At 38.8% G+C, this 19,014-nt stretch carries 17 protein-coding genes; 4 read left to right on the top strand and 13 right to left on the bottom strand.

Features of this window, described 5'->3' with window-relative positions; all coding sequences use genetic code 11:
• Positions 1-143 precede the first annotated feature (143 nt).
• Positions 144-1,313 carry an N-acetylmuramoyl-L-alanine amidase family protein gene (locus tag B7E05_RS02430; RefSeq protein WP_080872225.1) on the top strand — a complete coding sequence of 390 codons (1,170 nt, stop codon included), beginning with the start codon at positions 144-146 and terminating at the stop codon, positions 1,311-1,313.
• A 120-nt stretch (positions 1,314-1,433) separates the two neighbouring features.
• On the top strand, positions 1,434-2,693 hold the full coding sequence (locus B7E05_RS02425) for a hypothetical protein (protein ID WP_080872224.1): 1,260 nt from the start codon (positions 1,434-1,436) through the stop codon (positions 2,691-2,693).
• A 233-nt stretch (positions 2,694-2,926) separates the two neighbouring features.
• Here the strand turns inward: B7E05_RS02425 and B7E05_RS02420 are convergent, their stop codons facing one another.
• The 5 genes from B7E05_RS02420 to B7E05_RS02400 all read right to left on the bottom strand — a co-directional run bounded on the left by B7E05_RS02420 (position 2,927) and on the right by B7E05_RS02400 (position 9,105).
• The gene (locus tag B7E05_RS02420; protein WP_080872222.1) at positions 2,927-3,970 is read right to left on the bottom strand and encodes a ribonucleotide-diphosphate reductase subunit beta; all 1,044 of its coding nucleotides are present in this window, start codon (positions 3,968-3,970) and stop codon (positions 2,927-2,929) included.
• Positions 3,951-4,397 (bottom strand): flavodoxin, encoded by a 447-nt coding sequence (locus B7E05_RS02415; RefSeq protein WP_080872221.1) that lies wholly within the window; start codon positions 4,395-4,397, stop codon positions 3,951-3,953. Before B7E05_RS02415 ends, B7E05_RS02420 begins: the two co-directional genes overlap by 20 nt.
• On the bottom strand, positions 4,382-6,610 hold the full coding sequence (locus tag B7E05_RS02410; RefSeq protein ID WP_080872220.1) for a ribonucleoside-diphosphate reductase subunit alpha: 2,229 nt from the start codon (positions 6,608-6,610) through the stop codon (positions 4,382-4,384). The genes B7E05_RS02415 and B7E05_RS02410 overlap by 16 nt, the downstream gene beginning before the upstream one ends.
• A gap of 776 nt (positions 6,611-7,386) precedes the next feature.
• Entirely contained in the window at positions 7,387-7,920 is a 534-nt protein-coding gene (locus B7E05_RS02405; protein ID WP_080872219.1) for a hypothetical protein, read from the bottom strand.
• Between the two features lie 9 nt (positions 7,921-7,929).
• Positions 7,930-9,105, bottom strand: coding sequence for a ParM/StbA family protein (locus tag B7E05_RS02400; protein ID WP_080872217.1), 1,176 nt, complete (start codon positions 9,103-9,105; stop codon positions 7,930-7,932).
• A 702-nt stretch (positions 9,106-9,807) separates the two neighbouring features.
• Between B7E05_RS02400 and B7E05_RS02395 the strand changes: the two genes are divergently transcribed.
• On the top strand, positions 9,808-11,055 hold the full coding sequence (locus B7E05_RS02395) for a GGDEF domain-containing protein (protein WP_080872216.1): 1,248 nt from the start codon (positions 9,808-9,810) through the stop codon (positions 11,053-11,055).
• Positions 11,056-11,611: 556 nt separating this feature from the next.
• On the opposite strand, the gene B7E05_RS02390 is transcribed toward B7E05_RS02395, so the two are convergent.
• Positions 11,612-12,085, bottom strand: coding sequence for a GNAT family N-acetyltransferase (locus tag B7E05_RS02390; protein WP_080876191.1), 474 nt, complete (start codon positions 12,083-12,085; stop codon positions 11,612-11,614).
• 87 nt (positions 12,086-12,172) lie between these two features.
• On the bottom strand, positions 12,173-13,240 hold the full coding sequence (gene rlmN / locus B7E05_RS02385) for a dual-specificity RNA methyltransferase RlmN (protein WP_080872215.1): 1,068 nt from the start codon (positions 13,238-13,240) through the stop codon (positions 12,173-12,175).
• Between the two features lie 243 nt (positions 13,241-13,483).
• Between rlmN and B7E05_RS02380 the strand changes: the two genes are divergently transcribed.
• Positions 13,484-14,503 carry an LLM class flavin-dependent oxidoreductase gene (locus B7E05_RS02380; RefSeq protein ID WP_080872213.1) on the top strand — a complete coding sequence of 340 codons (1,020 nt, stop codon included), beginning with the start codon at positions 13,484-13,486 and terminating at the stop codon, positions 14,501-14,503.
• A 62-nt stretch (positions 14,504-14,565) separates the two neighbouring features.
• Here B7E05_RS02380 and B7E05_RS02375 read toward each other — a convergent pair whose 3' ends face one another.
• The 6 genes from B7E05_RS02375 to B7E05_RS02350 all read right to left on the bottom strand — a co-directional run bounded on the left by B7E05_RS02375 (position 14,566) and on the right by B7E05_RS02350 (position 19,014).
• Positions 14,566-15,795 (bottom strand): cytochrome P450, encoded by a 1,230-nt coding sequence (locus B7E05_RS02375; protein ID WP_080872212.1) that lies wholly within the window; start codon positions 15,793-15,795, stop codon positions 14,566-14,568.
• A 116-nt stretch (positions 15,796-15,911) separates the two neighbouring features.
• Positions 15,912-16,349 carry a Na+/H+ antiporter subunit G gene (locus tag B7E05_RS02370; protein ID WP_080872210.1) on the bottom strand — a complete coding sequence of 146 codons (438 nt, stop codon included), beginning with the start codon at positions 16,347-16,349 and terminating at the stop codon, positions 15,912-15,914.
• Positions 16,327-16,611: a Na(+)/H(+) antiporter subunit F1 gene (locus tag B7E05_RS02365; RefSeq protein WP_080872209.1), complete on the bottom strand. Its 285-nt coding sequence runs from the start codon at positions 16,609-16,611 to the stop codon at positions 16,327-16,329. The genes B7E05_RS02370 and B7E05_RS02365 overlap by 23 nt, the downstream gene beginning before the upstream one ends.
• Positions 16,608-17,093, bottom strand: a complete 486-nt coding sequence (locus tag B7E05_RS02360) for a Na+/H+ antiporter subunit E (protein ID WP_080872208.1) — start codon at positions 17,091-17,093, stop codon at positions 16,608-16,610. The genes B7E05_RS02365 and B7E05_RS02360 overlap by 4 nt, the downstream gene beginning before the upstream one ends.
• A 114-nt stretch (positions 17,094-17,207) precedes the next feature.
• Entirely contained in the window at positions 17,208-18,689 is a 1,482-nt protein-coding gene (locus tag B7E05_RS02355) for a Na+/H+ antiporter subunit D (protein WP_080872207.1), read from the bottom strand.
• Complete coding sequence (locus B7E05_RS02350; protein WP_080872204.1) at positions 18,682-19,014, bottom strand: Na(+)/H(+) antiporter subunit C; 333 nt, start codon at positions 19,012-19,014, stop codon at positions 18,682-18,684. Before B7E05_RS02350 ends, B7E05_RS02355 begins: the two co-directional genes overlap by 8 nt.

The raw sequence follows: 19,014 nt of genomic DNA, 5'->3' as shown, positions 1-19,014 counted from the left end.
TAACTATTTAATCCTAAAAGCATCGCTCTGTGCTAGTCTTTTTTGATTATTTTTGCGGTTGCAGGTTTAAACTCTTCTATGTTTAGGCTATTCTATTAATATCCAGTCATGCCATTAATTTTAGTCACCTAGAGGAGGATTCAATGGAAAAGAAAATAAAAAGAGTTTACCTATTAGCAGCACTTTTATTTATAATCAGTATTTTCTTACCAAGTTTAAGTTTTGCAAGTAGTAATAGTTATGAAGTAAGCTCTCCCGTGTTAAACATTCGAAGCGAACCATCGAATAATGCTTCTCTTGTTGGCCAATTTACAAAGGGAGATACAGTAAATGCTTTTGACGAACAGCATGGTTGGATTCAAACGTATTATGGCGGAGAACCTGTCTGGATTGCAAAACACCATCTTATTTCCACTGGCAATTCCGATCAGGAACAAACAGCTGCTGAAACAGAAACGGTTGATACAAGCAGTGAAGAAGCAACGGCAGAACCAGTTGCAGAAACGACGGAAGAAGTGACTGTTGCTGCAGACAGCATCTATGTCCGTTCCGGTCCGGATACATCTGATACGATTATTTCCTATGCCTACAAAGGAGATTCTTTTGACGTTCATTCCACTTCCGGAGATTGGCTTGAAATTTCCTTGGACGGCGGGGAAACAGGATGGATTGCATCCTGGTTGACGACGGATGGAAATGTGAATGAAGAAGAAACCACGGAAGATGCTGCTCCAACTGTAGAAGCAGCCCAAACACAATCCAGCAGTTCCGGATCTCTATCCGGTTATAACATTGTCATTGATCCTGGCCATGGAGGAAAAGATCCGGGAGCAATCGGGTTAAATAATGTTCAAGAAAAAGATGTTGTCACATCAACAGCTGATCATGTGGTTCAACACCTTGAAGAAGCCGGAGCCAATGTCATTATGACAAGAAGCAGCGATTATTTTGTTTCTTTAGATGAAAGAGTACAAATGAGCAATAAGAACAATACCGATGCTTTTATCAGTTTACATTATGATAGTTTCTCTGCTGTCCCGGTAAGCGGTGTAACAACGTATTATAACTCTGACAGTGATACTGGTTTGGCAGATTCACTCAACAGTACACTAGCTTCTACTGTTCCCTTACCATCAAAAGGAACAAAGCAGGCGAATTATAAAGTACTTGCTGAAACAGATGCTCCATCTGTACTTATTGAACTTGGGTATATTACCAACCCGAATGATTTAACGACTGTACAGTCTGCGGACTATCAATCTAGTGCAGGTCGGGCAATTACCAACGGTCTTATTAATTATTTAAATAACTAATAGCGAAACGGCTTCGAATGATATTCGAAGCCGTTTTCTTTCTGTTAATGCATTTCTTTAGAAAGATTCGGCAGCATGTTATACTTTAATCATTCTAAAAGTCAAAAGCGAGGTATAGACATGCATCCTGCTACAAAAGAGATAGTAGAAACAACACATGAACAATTTCAATTAAATGATTTTTACTTGGAGAGCTATCATTTCTTTCAAGATGAAGAGAATCGAATTCATTTAAGTATGACTTGGCTGCCAAATGGAATAGCCAAAGAGAATGATGTAAATCCATCTGGAGCAGTGGAAATCGTTGTGGATATAAACACAAAAAAAGTAAAAAAAGTAGAATTTGCAGGAGAAAAAAACATGCTGCCTGGTGACGTGTTTCCACAAGTGGATAACATGGAAACCGTTATTGAGTGGATAGAAGAACAGACAGCACTAGAATACGGCAGACAGTTCAAACTTGTAAACGAAACAAAAGAAAAGATAACGTTTCATGCGGCTGTGGATAATATTAGACTCTTTCCCGGCGGAATCATCGATATTTCTTTTAATGAAGAGGGCCGATTAACAAACTTTTCCCTGCATGGGCAATTTGCTGATGAATCCCAAATTGAATGGGAGCCTTTTAATTTAGTGGATGAAGTGGTACAACCTTTAGCAAAACAACATTGTAAAGTAATGGAAGTCCCAGATGAATTAACCGCATCCTGGAAACCTTACTACGTTATATCCAGCTTCCTGGTTCCTAATCAACGTCCTGATTCGATTATCTATTTCAATGAAGTAGAGAACAACCTTTCCTACAGAGCGCTTGATCATGTTTTAACTTGGCAAGAGCCATCCTTAGAGAAGTTTGAAGGAAAAGATATTGATATCACATCTACAGTTACAGAAGAGGACGTTTTTCATGATCAAACAATCCAGGATCATCATCAGCCGATTTCAGATGATACATTAAATAGCATAGTGACAGAGATTACAGAGATGCTGCGAATGGCGTTTCCAAACGACAGTGGCCAGTGGCGTTTATCTTCCATAAAACGCGAGCGGGGCTATCTATTCGCAAAACTGAATCCCGTAAAAACTGGAACAAAGATTATCTATCCTTCTTTAAACCTGTGGATTCACCCAAAAACGTTACAAGTGGAAAACTATACAGATGCGACATCCTTATTAGAGGCTTTTGACTTCTTTGAAGAAGCCGAGACGGTGCAAGCTGATTCAGAAACAGCTGCTGAGCTGTTATCCAAGCAAATAGAAGTAGAGCCTGTATATGTTTATCATCGACAGCAAAATCTGTATCAGCTATGCGGGAAAGTAACAAGCGGGGGCTATGCTGTTGATGCTGTCACGGGCGAGTTATCCACATTAGATTATTAATTCTGTGTGTAACTTGGAATTTTATCCAGAACCACAAGATTACTTTGTGTATTAATTCTGTAGTTATCCACAACCCAATAATAAAAATTTATCTATTCCTCTTTTTACCGTTATATCGTAAAAACATCCTTCCATTTCGTTTACTTACCACGAAACGGAAGGACGTTTTCTGTTACTTACCTATGCCTTTTTCTGGGCTTTTCATTATAAAAAAAAGCGCAATTTGCGCTTTTTTACAAGTCATCAAAACCATTTAAATCACTTGTTTTTGTATATTGACGTGATTTCTGTTCAAAGAAATCCGTTTTTGTTCCATCCACGTTATCCACATATGCACGAATCCATTTCATCGGGTTTTCCACATTTTCTGGATAAAGTTCTTCTAAGCCCATCATACGCAGCATTTTATTGGCACGGTATTTGACATAGCCGTCCAGCTCATCCATATCAATACCTTCCACACCTGCAAGCGCATAGTGTGACCATTCTAATTCCAGCTCAACAGACTGATGGAAATGGTCATAAACCCATTGAATAAATTCGTTATTATTATACTCCGGATTCTCAGCTAGTGTTGCCCGGAACAGTTCTGTAATAAAGCGGCCGTGCTCCAGTTCATCACGGTTAATATAGCTAATCATTGTCGAGGTCCCGACCATTTTATTCTGTCTTGCCAAATGATAGAAGAAAGCAAATCCAGAATAGAAAAACATTCCTTCTAACAGAGAAGTATATACTAGTGTTTTAAGAATATTTTCTATTGTCGGGTTTTCCACAAATGCATTATATTGCTCTGTAAGCAGTTCATTCCGCTTCATCAATAATTCATCTGTTCTCCCTAACTGGAACGATTCATTCTGTTCATTCCAAGAAACAACGGATGACAATACATAGGAATAACTTTCATTATGAACAGCTTCCTGCTGGGCAATCACTGCCATAATCGATTGCACAGAAGCATCGGTGGCATAAAGTGAAATTAACAGCGCTGTTCTTGTTTGCGGTCCATCCAATGTGGATAACAGCCCAATGATTTTTAAATAAGCATCCTGCTCTTCTTCCGATAAAGAAGGAAATTGTTTTACATCACTGGACATATTGATTTCATCCGCTTGCCAATAATTACCGATAAGTTTTTTATAGATTTTATACCAATGTGGATAAGCAATATCATTCCAATTTAGAATGCCACTTGATTCGCCTCCGAATAATCCTGTTGATTTATTTGGAAAACGCGGCTCTAACGTTTTAGCACGTTCAAGCGTTACTTTTTGCATGATTTAATACTCCTTCCAGCCACTGTTCAATCTTACTTTCCTGGGAACCCCGCGGGGATTGTTCAATTTTAAGAACTGGATAATGACTACCGTAAAAATAAGCTAACTTTTCAGCAGCTTTACAGAATAATGCTTCCCCGCCAAATTGTGTTTCGCCGGTTCCGAAAATAACCATATTTTCCGGTTTATATCCTATTTCTAATACAAAATCCTTCACCTCATCTGGTGTAGATCCCTTATCCCATGTGAATGTTCCTAAAAAAATAAGATCGTACATTGCAGGGTCGTTGAGTGCATCGATACCGATTCGATGCCACTCAACTGTTGCCCCTTCTTTATTTAAATAATCTCCGATATACGCAGCCGTTTCTTCTGTATTACCGCTATAACTTAAATACGCGATAAGAACCCTCAACTCTGACACCATTCACACTCTTCGACATCATTAGATGTGGAACGGACATAATACGTTGTCTTCAGTCCTTCTTTCCACGCTTGTAAATGTAAGTCGAGTAATACAGAAGCACGAATCGTATTCGGTACATAAATGTTAAATGATAAACTCTGATCAATATGACGCTGACGTTTTGCATTCTGGCTGACAGAATAACGCTGGTCGACAATATATGCAGAACGGCGATAGATATTGTACGTGTTATGATCTAAAGCCGGAGCTGTTACAGGGATTTTAAAGTCTTTCTTCTCTTCGTGATAAAATACTTGGAAAATCGGATCGATACTTGCTGTAGAACCTGCAATCATCGCTGTTGTAGAGTTCGGTGCAACAGCCATTAAATAACCGTTACGAATACCGTTCTCTTTAACCTCTTCTTTTAAAGCAGTCCATTTAGAGCTGGTATAGCCTTTCTGGTCAAAATAAGCACCTGTGCTCCATTTACTTCCTTCATAAACAGAATAAGCACCTTTTTCTTTACTCAATTCCATACTGCTTTTAATCGTTAAATAAGCAATGTTTTCGTACAACTCATCTGCATATTGAACGGCTTCTTCTGTTTCCCAATCGATTCCTTTCAACGCAAGAAGATGATGCCATCCAAATGTGCCCAGACCTATGGCGCGGTATTTGTGATTTGTAATAGTCGCCTGCATAATTGGTAATGTGTTGATATCAATTACATTATCAAGCATTCTTACCTGAATCGGAATCAGACGCTCTAAGACATCATTGGAAACAGCTCTTCCCAGGTTGACGGAACTTAAATTACAAACCACATAATCGCCAGCCTGATATTTTCTGACAATCGTATTTTCGCTTTCTAAAAACTCTTCCACAAATTCAGTCGGTGACTGATTTTGTGTGATTTCTGTACATAAGTTAGAGCAATAAATAATACCTTCATGTGAATTTGCATTCTGACGGTTTACTTCATCGCGATAAAACATGAATGGTGTTCCGGATTCTAACTGAGAACGCATCAAACGTTTCATCAGTTCAATAGCCGGTACTTTTTCTTTTGATAAATCTTCATTCGCAACACATTCTTCATATTTCTGGCGCCATGTACCATTCCCTTTTTCTTCATCATAGAAGTCCTCTAAGGAATAGCCCATTACCTCACGTACTTCATGCGGATCAAATAAATACCAATCTCCGCGATTTTCCACCTGTTCCATAAAGTAATCAGGCAAGCACACGCCGGTAAAGATATCATGCGCACGCATGCGGTCATCCCCATTATTTAGTTTTAAATCCAGGAATGATTCGATATCACGATGCCATATATCTAAATAAATCGCAATCGCGCCTTTCCGGGTACCGAGCTGATCCACACTGACCGCTGTGTTATTCAATTGTTTAATCCAAGGCACAACCCCGCTGGACATTCCTTGAAACCCTTTAATCGAGCTTCCTCTAGCACGGATTTTGCCCATATAAACACCAATTCCGCCACCGTTTTTAGAAAGCTTGGCAATATCGGTATTACTGTCATAAATTGCCTGTAGGCTGTCATCCACTGTATCAATAAAGCAGCTGGAAAGCTGGCCATGTGTTTTACCCGCATTTGTTAATGTTGGTGTTGCCACGGTCATATATAAGTTACTTAAAGCCCAATAAGATTCTTCAATATATTCCAGGCGTTTATTTTTCGGTTCATCTTGCATCAAATGCATTGCAATAATCAACCAACGCTCCTGCGGAAGTTCAAATACACGCTTCTGGTGGTCTGTAGCTAAATAGCGTGTGGCAATCGTATAAATGCCTAAATAGTTAAATAACAAATCTCTTTCCGGTTCAATCAATCTGCCAACCTGATCCATTTCTTCTTTTGTATACTTTTCAAGAAATGAATCGGAATAGATTCCTTCTTCTGTCAGCATCTTAACCAAGTGATAGAAAGAACCATACTTTTCAGATTCGTCATAACCGCGGTTAGCTGCAGCTTTTTTATATAAATCTCCCACATAAATTCGGGCAGCTGCATAAGTCCAATCCGGGTTTGCTTCATCTATATTTTCAAGAGCAGTCTGAATCATCGTGTCATTCACTTTTTTATCGGAAGTAACACCCTGCGTCTGCTTTTCTACTTTTTGAAACCAGGCATCAGCATCTATATTTAAGCCTTGCGATGCGTTATTTATTTTCTCTTGGATAGATGTCGGATGAATAATAATGGTCATTGTTAATCCTCCTGTAATCAGTTATGTATATTTGGGAACGGCTTTACCGTCTATTCTAAAATAATAAGCGTCTTGCGGAACGAATTTGCTGAATGAATGATATTTTAAGAAACGTAATCCAACACCTGTACTAGATATAGTAGATTACTCCATTTTTAAATACAATCAGTTGGTGTATTATCCCTGTTTATAACAGGGTTCACCACTTCAGCAATAAAGACTTCATTTGGGCAAGACACAATATATAGTATTAAAAGTTTTCGAATTCACCTATATCTTGTATTAAACAATATCATAGATTTTTCAACTACGCAAGATTTTAGTTTAAGAAAGTCACTGTTTACTACAGCATTTTTTGCACCATTTCTTCGCTGTAACTGCAACAGTCTATGGTTCAGACAGTTGCTAAAAAATTTCTATTATCCGCTGAAACGGTTTGTTATTTTTATCACGGAGAAGGGTGAAAACTCTCACTGAATGAAGTTTCGTTTTATAATGATATCATTCCAAACATCGTTCGTTTAAAAGATGGTGATTTTCTATTTTTTATAAACTCAAGTTTCAATTATAGCTTAATTTAATAGAAATAAAAGTATTTAAGTACGATTTTTTACAGCATTTTTTTATCCACAAATTGCCCTGTGGACAGGGAGTGGATAACCAAAAAGTTATTCTATAGATTTCCACAGATTTATCCCCAAATATGTATGTACATCAGCATATTTGGCAAAAAAGAAAGGCTATTCCCGCCACTAACGGAAACAGCCTTTCCTCTCTTATTTATTCATACTTGAGAAGAAGTCGCCTAATGGATCCTGGTCTTCTTCCTCTTCTTCTTGTTCTTCAGCAGGATGAAGATTTAAATCATCTGCATCTAAATCATCCATGCTCCAATCTGCCTGTGGTGTTTCTTGTATTTGTTTTGGAGCAGGTTCCGTTTCTTCCGGCGGTTCTTCCATCTCTTTAAATATATCTGCTGTGCCAGTGCTCATAGAAGTTAACAGAGCGGTTGCCCGCATCGGATCTGATAATAATTGATATAAAATCGTTCCAATCAGAGCTTCCGAGTGTTCATGCTTCAACCAGCTTTTTTGCTCCTTTGTCAGCTGTCTGGGAAGGGGAATCGTAACTGTCTCTCTTTCTTTCACAGTCATTTCATTGACACCTTTTAAGACAAAGCTTGCAATTTTGCTGGAGAAATTTCTCCGTTCCGTTTCCTTCAATTGCTGCAGTTGTCTCAGTAAGTAATCAGGAGTATCTGAAGGAATACGAAATGTGATTGTTTGTCCTCTTTCGATATGCTTTCCCATAGGATCACCTTATTTCGCTTTCGTTGTGTTCTCTTCCTTCTCTACCTTCTCTTCCTTTTCATTTTTCTGTACAAAATCGGTCACTAATTTATAGTACGCATTTGCCATCATCCAGATGCTTTCACTTTCATCTTCAAAGAATTCAATGTTATAACCTTCCATTTTATTGTTGATCGCTTTAATATAATCTTTTAGAACCGCTGATCCGCCACCAACAAAATAGCAAATTTCCGTCTGGGAATTCTTGCTCCATACATTACGCAAGTAGCGATACTCTTTCTTGGCAATCTCCAACAGGATATGATCTGTTATATCATGGACATTGGTACGGCTGCCTTTTACCATAATATGATTCCGGTCATTCTTTCTGGTGATAATATCCACGACGTCTCTTCTGCTGTCCAGCTCAACCCCATGCCTGGTTCTGATTTCTTCACGGATTTGCTCCAGAGATTCAGACACACCGATATTAAATCCTTGTGCTTTATCGTCATCCACATTTCTATTACGAATAACAGCGATATCTGTGGATAACCCTCCAATATCTTGAATTAAAATTTGTTTGTCAATTAATTCCTTGTTGATAACTTTTAAGTCATTATCCATAATTAAATTGACATATGCTGCAAATCCTTCCGGGTATACTTTCACTTCATCAAATTTAATATTTACTTTTTTACCTTGATGTTTTGGAGTAACTAAAAATTCCACCTGATGTACAGAGCCTAGCAAACGTGAACGATACCCTACGTCTTTTCCTTCTTTTACTTCTCTGAGCGGTAACCCGGTACCTAATGTATAGAGCGCATCGTAAACGCCATTTTTCTCTTTAAATGCCTCACTTGATACAGCATCCAATGCTAAAGAAGCAAATAACATCACTAATGTCTGATCTTCTTCTGATTTACTGCTCCCCGGATCTAATTCTTCTGAGTTCGTTGTTTTGGTAGCCAAATTTCCTACCCTATATACAATATTATTTTCAGATAGGGCAGGGGAGTGGATACGAATATGGATATTATCCAATACTTCCTTTGTATCTAATTCTTCAATTCCGATAACAGGTCTGTCCTCTAAATCAGGCGCGACTACATTAGGTATGTAGTATTCGTTTTCTAATTTTCCATAGTTACCTTTTAATGCATCGTTCCCGACATCAATTGCTGCAATCCTGGATTTTGTCATTTTCATTCTCCTTTCAAATTTACGTTTCTACTATAAAGTACGTATTCGAAAAGCATCCAATCTTTTCGTGCGTTCTCTATATTAAAACAAAAATAAATCGTACTCTTTCAAGTCTTCTATTTTATAATAACTGTTGATTTCAATAAAGATAGATGCAATCAGTTATAGATTCAGCATAAACGTATCCCGTTGATTTCTCAAGTATTTCGACAAATGTTTACATGTTTGTTTTTTTGTACACTTTTAAAAACATTAATAAATCAATGTTTACACGATATTGTATACATGTAAACATTTTATGCATTGTTTGTGTACAATATCGTATACTTGTAAACATAAAACGAAACTTTACCTTATTAGAGATTTATAGATGTTTCTCTATCATAAAAATTTATTTATAAAAGCCTCATATAATTACTTTTACTGATTCATAGAAATAAAGGCTTGTTAAGTATGCTAATATTTTATAAAATAACATTAATATTCATCTAATCTTTACTGACTTATAAAATTCCATATATTGTATTAAGTGAGTGCTGTGAACTGGAAGAAATTCTCTCTAATCGTTTATAGGATGATTAAACGTGCAGCTATGGATTTATTTATTATATAATTAGGTCTAATTCACTGATTCTTTTATACTTATTTTCTGCACAAATTACATTTAAGAGGATTATTTTTTAACGAAGAGAGGTCCTTCATATGATTCGCCAAAATCTGCGTCTTGTCATTATACCGATTTTTATCGTAGCTGCTTCGATAGCTTTTTATTATGGTGAGTTTCTAATTGATGTCAAAATGTATCTACTGTTATTTTCATTGTATATCCTCTTTTCGATTCTATTTGTACATCTAAGAACACTTGTAAAAACAGGCACAATGAATATTGACTACAGTATTTCCTACAGTTTTTCATTTATTTTGCTGACTGGACCACTCGGACTGTTTCTATTTGAAATAGTCAATCGGTTTTACGTTTACTTTTATAGAAAAATGACCGGAACGGCTGATGAGGATGAATTACTGCATACCTTTTATAATATTGGCGGTCCTGCTCTCTTTAGTTATATTGGATTCTTTATTTTTCAATCTGTCTACCCCATGATTTCAGTGTTTCCTTTTGCATTTTGGCTGTTGGCTTTTTTCTTGATTATTTTTATGGATTTGCTTTCCTCCTGCTCTTTATTATGCCTTATGTATATCACGAAAAATGTTCATTCCAAGCAAGAAGCATTCGAATTTATAGCAAGTCGCAGTATACTCGACTTGCTTAAAACAGCATTAACAAATGGGTTACTATTTACTTTTATATCGGAAGGACAGTGGGAAGCTGTTATTGCCATCTTTTTATTAAGTTATATCGTCGGACGTGCCGGGATATTTCACACCAAACTGCTGCTGCAAAAACAGGAAAGTGAGCGGTTTAAAAAAATGGCTTATACGGATTTTTTAACAAACCTTCATAACCGGACTTATATGGGTAAAATAATGGAGGAGTTAAATGAAAAAGAGGAAGACCTCGCATTAGTTATTGCGGATATTGATTCGTTTAAGTTAATCAATGATACATTTAATCATGTTATCGGGGATAGTGTCATACAAGCATTTGCCAAAATCTTAATAGAGCATACAGAGCCGTGTGATTATGTTTTCCGTACGGGTGGGGAGGAATTCACTATTATTTTTCGGAATAAGACCTATGCAGAGTGCGAGGATTTTTTGGATCATTTAAAAGATACCATTTTGTATACGCCTGTCGAAACTGAATTCCAATCTAGGGAGGTCAACGTTCCTTATACGGCTTCCTTTGGTATGTACTATACGCATAATGATAGCCGGAATGAACTGAAATATGCTTATGAACAAGCGGATGAATTGTTATTGCAAGCTAAAAACAGCGGTAAAAACCAGATAATCTCCGTTGATAATACTGTAAATCATTCCGACTGACACGCTTATTATCCGTTATTCCAATCGAAACAGCAAAAAACAGAATCGACACAAAAACGCTTTGCAGAAGATGCTGCGGACGCTTGTGATGCCCTCTTATCAGAGCAGATTCACAGTCCCAGGCTCCTTTGTGACCTACACCCTGTAGGCCGGAACGAGTCAGGCCGTTACTGTGTCCCGCCTCCCACCTAGAAGTTTCGATTTTTCTCCATTCTTGAAGTGGGAGTCTTACAAAAGCTCTTCGGCGGGGCGAGTAATCGAAGCAATGTTGTCAGGTTAATAAATTTTCAAAAAAATGATAGTTGCTACAAGCATAGATCAATAAAGCTAACCAGCGGAGGAAAAACACGGAGACTCCTGCGGGAAAGCGCAAAAGCTCTTCGGTGGGGCGAGTAAGCGCAGCCCCAGTGGGAAGACCCCGCAGGAAAAAAGCGAACTTCTTTTTTTCCGAGGAGGAGTGAGCTCGGGGCCCGCGGAAAGCGGAGTGTTTTTCCGTAGCGGTCGGCTTAACCTGACAACATTGGTAAGCGCAGCCCTAGTCCCAGCCAGTTCATTGCTATAAATTCTTTATATACCAACGATCCATGGCAGTGTGCTCGCTTCCTTCCAGTGGTTTATTTAATAATTGAAATCCATATTTCTCATACAAACGGTTGGCTGTTTCTAATTCATGTCTAGTTTCTAAATAACACTGCTTAAAATGAATAGAAGCATAATTCAGAGCCGTTTTCATCAGTTCCCTGGATAAACCCCTTCCCTGAGCTTCGAAAGCCAAATAAAGCTTCTGAAGTTCGCAAATAGACTCCTTTTCATTATAAACACCTATTCCTACACCTCCAATCACTTCTCCATCCAGCTCCATAACCCAATACTTATCCATTGGCCGGGCGTGATAGTAGCTGCTGAGCCGGGCAAGCTGCGGATCCGTATAAGCTGTTCCATCATGGTCTAAATGGTACTTTTCTAGTGAACGTTTAATAATAGCTTCTATCTTTTTATCATCCTTTGGTTCCATTTCTCTAATGACCATAGAAGTATTCACTGCGTCGCCTCCTTATATGATAAAGAAAGAAGCTAACTCATCCCTGAGCCAGCCTCTTCCATTTTCATCCGTTTATTAAACGGCTTTTGTCTTTTTAATTTGCTTACTGCGTAACTGACCGCAAGCTGCATCAATATCCGCACCATTTTCCCAACGGACACCGCATTGAATTCCTTCTGCCTTCAATGTTTCATAAAAGGCTTGGATATTCTCTGAACTGCTGCGTTGATAATCTATGTGCTCATCGACCGTGTTATAAGGAATCAGGTTCACATAAGCTAAGTGACGGTGGTTTCGGATTAAGTTAGCCAATTCAACGGCTTCCTTCTTATGGTCATTGACATCATGAAGCATAATATACTCGTACGTGATACGGCGATTCTTCTTCTCTAAATAATAATCGACTGCTTTCATCAGTTTTTCAATTGGGAAAGCACGATTGATTTTCATAATTTGTGTACGCAACTCATTATTTGGAGCATGTAAAGAAATTGCCAGATTTACTTGAATCGGATCATCTGCAAAATCATACATTTTATGCGCTAACCCGCTTGTAGATATGGTAATATGCCGCGCACCAATATTCAATCCGCCATCATCGTTAACGATATATAAGAAATCCATTAAATTCTTATAGTTATCCAGAGGCTCGCCAATTCCCATCACAACAATATGACTGACACGGTCTTCTTCTCCGCGGTCATCTAAATGTTTTTGTACATTCATAATTTGTTCCACAATTTCACCGCTGTTTAAATCACGGCTCTTACGTAATAACCCGCTTGCACAGAAAGAACAGCCGATATTACATCCAACCTGTGTTGTCACACAGACAGATAGTCCATAATTAAAACGCATCAGTACCGTTTCAATCACATTGCCGTCTGCCAGTTTGAATAAAAATTTAATCGTCCCATCTTTGGATTCCTGACGAACCTCTTCGCCCATTGTGTGCAGGACAAAGTTTTCTTTTAACAATTCGATTGTTGTCTGATTGACATTATTCATATCCTCAAAACGATTAATCCGCTTTTTATATAACCAGTTCCACACTTGTTCAGCGCGGAAACGTTTTTCACCATGTTCCATTAGCCACGACTGCAATTGTTCATATGTTAATCCGTAGATAGATGAATTGCTCATCAAATTACCCTCATTTCCATTTTTTCTACTTCCCTATATTACTTGATTAAGACCAGGTTAGCAACTCGTTTTCGCATCCTTTCTGTTAGAAAAACCATGTCGCCCTGCCCTTTTCACAGTTTAAAAATATGCTTCCCCTGCTTTTTTGTGTGAAATAATCGATTCTTTTCTAATTTATAAGTCCAAACATTGGACGCTGCGGCAAGAAACCGTTATTATTTTCAATAAGTAAGGAGGGATTTAATGGATACACATTCATATAAAACATTTCAAAATATACCTTTATCTGTTCTTGATCTCGCACCAATTATTGAAGAAGGAGATGCCAGACAGGCATTTCAGGAAAGTGTCCGTTTAGCACAGCATGTTGAGAAACTGGGGTTCTATCGTTATTGGTTTGCAGAACACCATAACATGAAAGGAATCTCAAGTTCCGCTACCTCTTTATTAATCGGTCATATTGCTGGACATACCAATTCGATACGTGTTGGTTCAGGCGGCATTATGCTTCCAAATCACGCTACGCTGGTTATTGCAGAACAATTTGGTACATTAGAGTCTCTTTATCCGAATCGAATAGACTTGGGACTGGGCCGTGCACCAGGAAGCGACCAAGCGACTGCTTTTGCCTTGCGTCGTACATTGCAAGCCGGACCGGAAGAATTTCCAATGCAGGTAAATGAATTACAGGATTATTTTTCAACTAACCCTGTATCCCGTGTGAAAGCAATACCCGGTCAAGGCTTGGAGGTTCCGCTCTGGTTACTTGGTTCTAGTGATTTCAGTGCGCGGTTAGCTGCTGAAAAAGGATTGCCTTTTTCCTTTGCCAGTCATTTTGCACCAGCATATACCGTCCCTGCATTGAACCTGTATCGCGATCGCTTCCAACCTTCTGAAGTACTCGATAAACCGTATGCAATGGTAGGTGTTAATGTCATTGCAGCTGATACCGATGAAGAAGCCGAATATCTGGCAACGTCACATCAGATGCAATTTTTAAATCTGCGAAAAGGGAAAGAAATGAAACTGCAGCCTCCTGTCAAAAATATGGATGCCGTCTGGACTCCTGCAGAAAAAGCTGCTGTTCAAGAATCCCTGGATCCGAAAACAACCATTATCGGAAGCAAAGAAACGGTCCGCAAAGGATTAGAAGCCTTCCGTAAAGAAACAGATGCGGATGAAATTATCATTACCTCACAAATTTATGACGTAAAAGCACGACTTTACTCATATTCCATTGTCGGCGATTTGATGAGTGAATAAACCAATTAGCTGGATTACGATAAGGAAGTTATTCTTTTATCGTAATCCAGTTGTCTTATCATCTAAATATCCTCATAAAAATCCTCATGGTAAAACTCTAAACGAATACCATTTTTCGGCCTCGCAGGAACCTCACTGCCCTGGAAATGTAATTTCTGATCAGACATCATCCAGTCTGTTCGTAACAGATACGATAAGCTTACTCTCATTAACTGCATCGTTATACTTTCAGCGGCTGTATCAGGTGCTGTTTCCGTTCCTACAGCAGACTCGTCCAAAAACCGATCCGGTTGAAAGGCCTCTGGTTCTGTCCATAAGTCAGGATGGTGGTTCGTGCCGTAGATATCAAATAAAACAAGCTGCTTATTGGGAAAGAACATATCTTTCCAGAAAAATTGTTGCTTGGTCTTCGCTACAGAAAAAGGAATAACCGAATAGTAGCGGAGAACCTCATAAATAAAGCAATTTACATATCCTTTATCCCCTTGCAGCCTCTCTTTTAATTCCGGATTCTCCAGAAGTGCTGCCTGACTGAAAACAACCCATCTGCTGGAAGCTACAAAGGCCCGAATAAGTAATAATAATTCTTGTACAACTTCTTTGGCAGGTAAAATATAACCTGATGTATCTTCATACCAGGAAAGTTTATAGAGTATCTTTTCTTCATCCACATGGACTCTTCCTGCTCGCAGCTGACGAATTAAAAAGACAAGCCACTTTTCTAATCGGTTTTTGGCCTGATTTCTTTTCAAGCGGTTTAACCCGTACTTTGAATATAATTGAACAAACTCTTGAATATCGGTTGTTCGCTGCTGCAAACTATTTGCACGAATCGGAATTCCCAGCCAGTTACAAACAGTAATCACCCATAGCTCTTCCATTTCCATCATAAAATCAATCGACGGGTTCGTTTTCCATGCCTCTATTCTTTCTTCCCAGCGCTGTCTGATAATGGACTCCAGCTCTTCCCGCTTTTCTGCAGAGAAGGCTTCCTGAAACCATCCTTTTTCCTGATGATCATCGATGTCAGCCAGATAAAATACTCCATTTTCTTCCTTCAGAAAATTGGTGGACAGCTCAGAGATACTTTTTTCCGCTTTAAACTTTGTCGTATCCCTCACTAAATCTGCCGCTTCACCTGCACGTAACATCACCAGCTTTCTTCCGAATATACGAGAGTTGACCGTATCTTCCTGATATTCATTCATCCGTTTGGAGAAATAAAAGTAACCTTCCTTCAAAAAGTCGATTGTATGGTCCACTCCTTTATCTTGTACCATTGGTTTTACCATTTTCTAACCCCCTACGTACTTCCCTACCTTATACCTACCCTCTAAAACACACTTAAAAACCTGTCTTCCTGTTAAAAGTATGCACGATTTACTTAAATATATAAACAAAGAGCACCCTAATTTGAATGCTCTTTGTCTGCTTTCTTTTCTTCTTCTATAATGACTTCGCCCGTTTCACTGCGTTCTTTCTCTGCTTCTTCTTTCACTTTATCCGTCACTTCTTTCAGTTCATCTTCCACCGTCGTATCGGCCATTTTCACATTCGCCCGGTAAGCAGCGCGTGTAATAACATGTCCTGCAACCGGAGCAGTTAAGAATACAAAAGCAATCCCGAGCAGCAGCCGGACACTATAAAAGCCTTGATTGGAAGCAAAATAAACGAATGCTCCGAGAAGGGTCAATAGAACTGCAAGGGTAGAACTTTTAGTACCTGCGTGAGATCGTGTAAAAACATCCGGCAATCGAATAATTCCTATCGCACTAATTAATGCCATAATCGACCCGGCAAGCATCAATAAAGCAGCTATAAACTCAATCGTCGCGTCGATATTCAAGAATGGACCCCCTCTCAATATATTTCGAGAAGGCAATGGTACTGATAAAAGCCAGGATAGCTAAAATTAATATGACTTCCAGAAAAGCAGTTGTTGTCAGCATAACGGATACAACGGCAATAGAAGATACAAGCGTCACACCAACCATATCTAAAGCAACAATGCGATCGGGCAGACTTGGCCCAATAATAACACGTAACACACTGAGACAAATCGCTATACCATATAGCACCAGTGCAGCTGTCAGCATTCCTTGAATCATTGGCGTGTCACCCCCATAATCGCTTTTTCAAATGAATCAATGGACCGCAGCAGGATGTCTTTTGATTCTTCCACGTCCATCGCGTGAATATAGAAGGCATCCCCTTCCTCCGTCACTTCTATCACAACAGAACCCGGGGTTAATGTTAACAATAATGCCAACGTCGTAATTTCCCAATCTCCGCGCAGAACTGTCTCATATTTAAACAGTCCCGGCTTAATCGAAAGCTTTGGTCTTAATATTTGCCAAAGCACCATTTTGGAAGACATAATAAGTTCCCTTGTAAAGATAAATACAAGCTTTATTAACGCAAAAAAACGTGATAAATAAAAACGTTCTCCAAAAAATCGATGCATTAAAAACACAATACCGATACCAACAATATAACCTGCTACAAATGTTGTAAATCGAAGTTCTGTTTCATCACTGATCAGCGTCCATAATACAGCTATAAAAAAATTTAATAAAAACTGTGCCGGCATTCTGATTTCACCACCTTGTTTATTAGAAAACCTGTCTCAGAGCTGCCTGTTTGTTCTTCAAAAAGTGCATCTGCTGATTCACGTTGAAAATATAATATCCAGGAAAGTGACGGATTAATTATCTCTAAGTACGGCGTCAATATAGATTTGCGGATTTAATAATGTTTCTGCCGCATCCTGAACATAAACAGACATCGGTTCAGCGCCTATACCTAAAGCAATTGTTCCGATAGCTAAAATACAAGTTGAAACAATCCATCCTTTCTTCGCAGGCACTTCTTCATCTTTACTGATAATTGTTTCTCCCCAGAAACTTGTGAGGAAAACACGTAAAAGGGAGTATAAAACGAAAATACTCGAAATAAACGCAAGAGCTAATAACACATATGCTCCGCCTTCTACCGCTCCTTCACCAATCAGCACTTTACCGATAAAACCACTCAACGGCGGTATGCCGGCTAGAGATATCATTGTCAGGAAGAATAACCATCCAAGCAGCGGATGGTTTTTAATCAGTCCGCTGATTTCATCCAATTTCGTTTGCCCGGTTACCGCAATCATGGTACCTGCCAGTAAAAAGAGCAGTGATTTTATAATTATATCGTGCATCAGGTAATAAATAGACCCTTCTATAGCAGCTGGAGTCGCAACGGCTAAACCAACGAGAATAAATCCAACTGCTATAACGACATTATAAGCAACAATTAGTCTGATATCTTTATAAGCAACAGCACCAATGCTTCCACCGATTAACGTTAACCCTGCTAAAATACCAATTAACGTATGTGTCCATTGCGGTTCATGATTAAAAATCAATGTAAACACGCGGAACATCGCATAAATTCCGACCTTTGTCAGCAAAGCACCGAACATAGCTGCAACCGGCGTGATAGGAACAGAATAAGAGCCCGGCAGCCAGAAGTATAAAAATAGGCCCGCTTTTAATGCAAATACAGTTAAGAATACAACACTAATGACCGTTATTGCTGGAGTCTGCCCATTTTCTGCGACACGTTCTGCTATATGCGCCATATTTAAAGTCCCGACGGTTCCATATAGATAAGCAATAGCTACCAGGAAAATCCAAGAGGAGACAACATTGATAATCACATATTTTATCGACTCGCGAAGCTGCCGTTTCTTACCGCCAAATGTTATCAACACGTAAGAAGCAAGAAGCATAATTTCAAAGTTTACAAACAGGTTAAATATATCTCCTGTCAGGAAGGAACCATTCACTCCGGCTATCAGAAAAAGAACAAACGAATAATAATAATTCTTTTCAAACTGGGATTCCACCGAAGAAAAAGAATAGATGACACATGCGGCAGCAACAATACTTGCTGTCAATACCAGAAGCATCGAAAAACTATCCGCAACAAATAAAATTCCAAATGGCGGTTCCCAGCCGCCAAAATCAAGACGCATCACACCATTTTGCTGAATCAGGTGCAGCACATAAATACTTGTACCAATATTGGCTCCGAAAACGAGTAAGGACAGCGTTCGCTGCACCTTCACATAAGGCTTTAAAAAGAAAAGAACAATACCGGTTAAAACAGGGAGCATCATTGGTATAACAATTAAATTATTCATCTGGATCCCCCTTCAGCTTATCTAATTTATCTGTTCCAACTTCTTGATAAGTTCGATAAGCAAGAACGAGAGAAACTGCAGTTACCGCAAAACCGATAACAATGGACGTTAAAATCAAAGCCTGAGGAAGCGGATCTACTGGATTTCCCTCTCCAACAATCGGTGCCGTCCCGGTTTTTAATCCAGCAACAGTCATAATGATAAGATGTGCTGCATGTGTTAAAATCGCCGTTCCAATGATGACTCGGATGATATTCTTTGACAGCAACAGATACGTTGCTACAGTTACTAATACACCTGCCAGGATGGTTACTAACGTTTCCAT

The organism is Oceanobacillus timonensis (assembly GCF_900166635.1).
GTDB classification, from domain to species: domain Bacteria; phylum Bacillota; class Bacilli; order Bacillales; family Amphibacillaceae; genus Oceanobacillus; species Oceanobacillus timonensis.
Note: the sequence above shows the minus strand (reverse complement) of the source record. Positions and strands in the feature narration are given on the sequence as shown.

Excerpts from the sequence above, each read along its gene's own strand:
- B7E05_RS02405 (WP_080872219.1), bottom strand. The coding sequence starts at position 7,920 with ATGGGAAAGCATATCGAAAGAGGACAAACAATCACATTTCGTATTCCT.
- B7E05_RS02415 (WP_080872221.1), bottom strand. The coding sequence starts at position 4,397 with ATGGTGTCAGAGTTGAGGGTTCTTATCGCGTATTTAAGTTATAGCGGT.
- B7E05_RS02410 (WP_080872220.1), bottom strand. The coding sequence starts at position 6,610 with ATGACCATTATTATTCATCCGACATCTATCCAAGAGAAAATAAATAAC.
- B7E05_RS02355 (WP_080872207.1), bottom strand. The coding sequence starts at position 18,689 with ATGAATAATTTAATTGTTATACCAATGATGCTCCCTGTTTTAACCGGT.
- B7E05_RS02365 (WP_080872209.1), bottom strand. The coding sequence starts at position 16,611 with ATGATTCAAGGAATGCTGACAGCTGCACTGGTGCTATATGGTATAGCG.
- B7E05_RS02395 (WP_080872216.1), top strand. The coding sequence starts at position 9,808 with ATGATTCGCCAAAATCTGCGTCTTGTCATTATACCGATTTTTATCGTA.
- B7E05_RS02425 (WP_080872224.1), top strand. The coding sequence starts at position 1,434 with ATGCATCCTGCTACAAAAGAGATAGTAGAAACAACACATGAACAATTT.
- B7E05_RS02375 (WP_080872212.1), bottom strand. The coding sequence starts at position 15,795 with ATGGTAAAACCAATGGTACAAGATAAAGGAGTGGACCATACAATCGAC.
- rlmN (WP_080872215.1), bottom strand. The coding sequence starts at position 13,240 with ATGAGCAATTCATCTATCTACGGATTAACATATGAACAATTGCAGTCG.
- B7E05_RS02430 (WP_080872225.1), top strand. The coding sequence starts at position 144 with ATGGAAAAGAAAATAAAAAGAGTTTACCTATTAGCAGCACTTTTATTT.
- B7E05_RS02360 (WP_080872208.1), bottom strand. The coding sequence starts at position 17,093 with ATGCCGGCACAGTTTTTATTAAATTTTTTTATAGCTGTATTATGGACG.
- B7E05_RS02350 (WP_080872204.1), bottom strand. The coding sequence starts at position 19,014 with ATGGAAACGTTAGTAACCATCCTGGCAGGTGTATTAGTAACTGTAGCA.
- B7E05_RS02420 (WP_080872222.1), bottom strand. The coding sequence starts at position 3,970 with ATGCAAAAAGTAACGCTTGAACGTGCTAAAACGTTAGAGCCGCGTTTT.
- B7E05_RS02400 (WP_080872217.1), bottom strand. The coding sequence starts at position 9,105 with ATGACAAAATCCAGGATTGCAGCAATTGATGTCGGGAACGATGCATTA.
- B7E05_RS02390 (WP_080876191.1), bottom strand. The coding sequence starts at position 12,085 with ATGGTCATTAGAGAAATGGAACCAAAGGATGATAAAAAGATAGAAGCT.
- B7E05_RS02380 (WP_080872213.1), top strand. The coding sequence starts at position 13,484 with ATGGATACACATTCATATAAAACATTTCAAAATATACCTTTATCTGTT.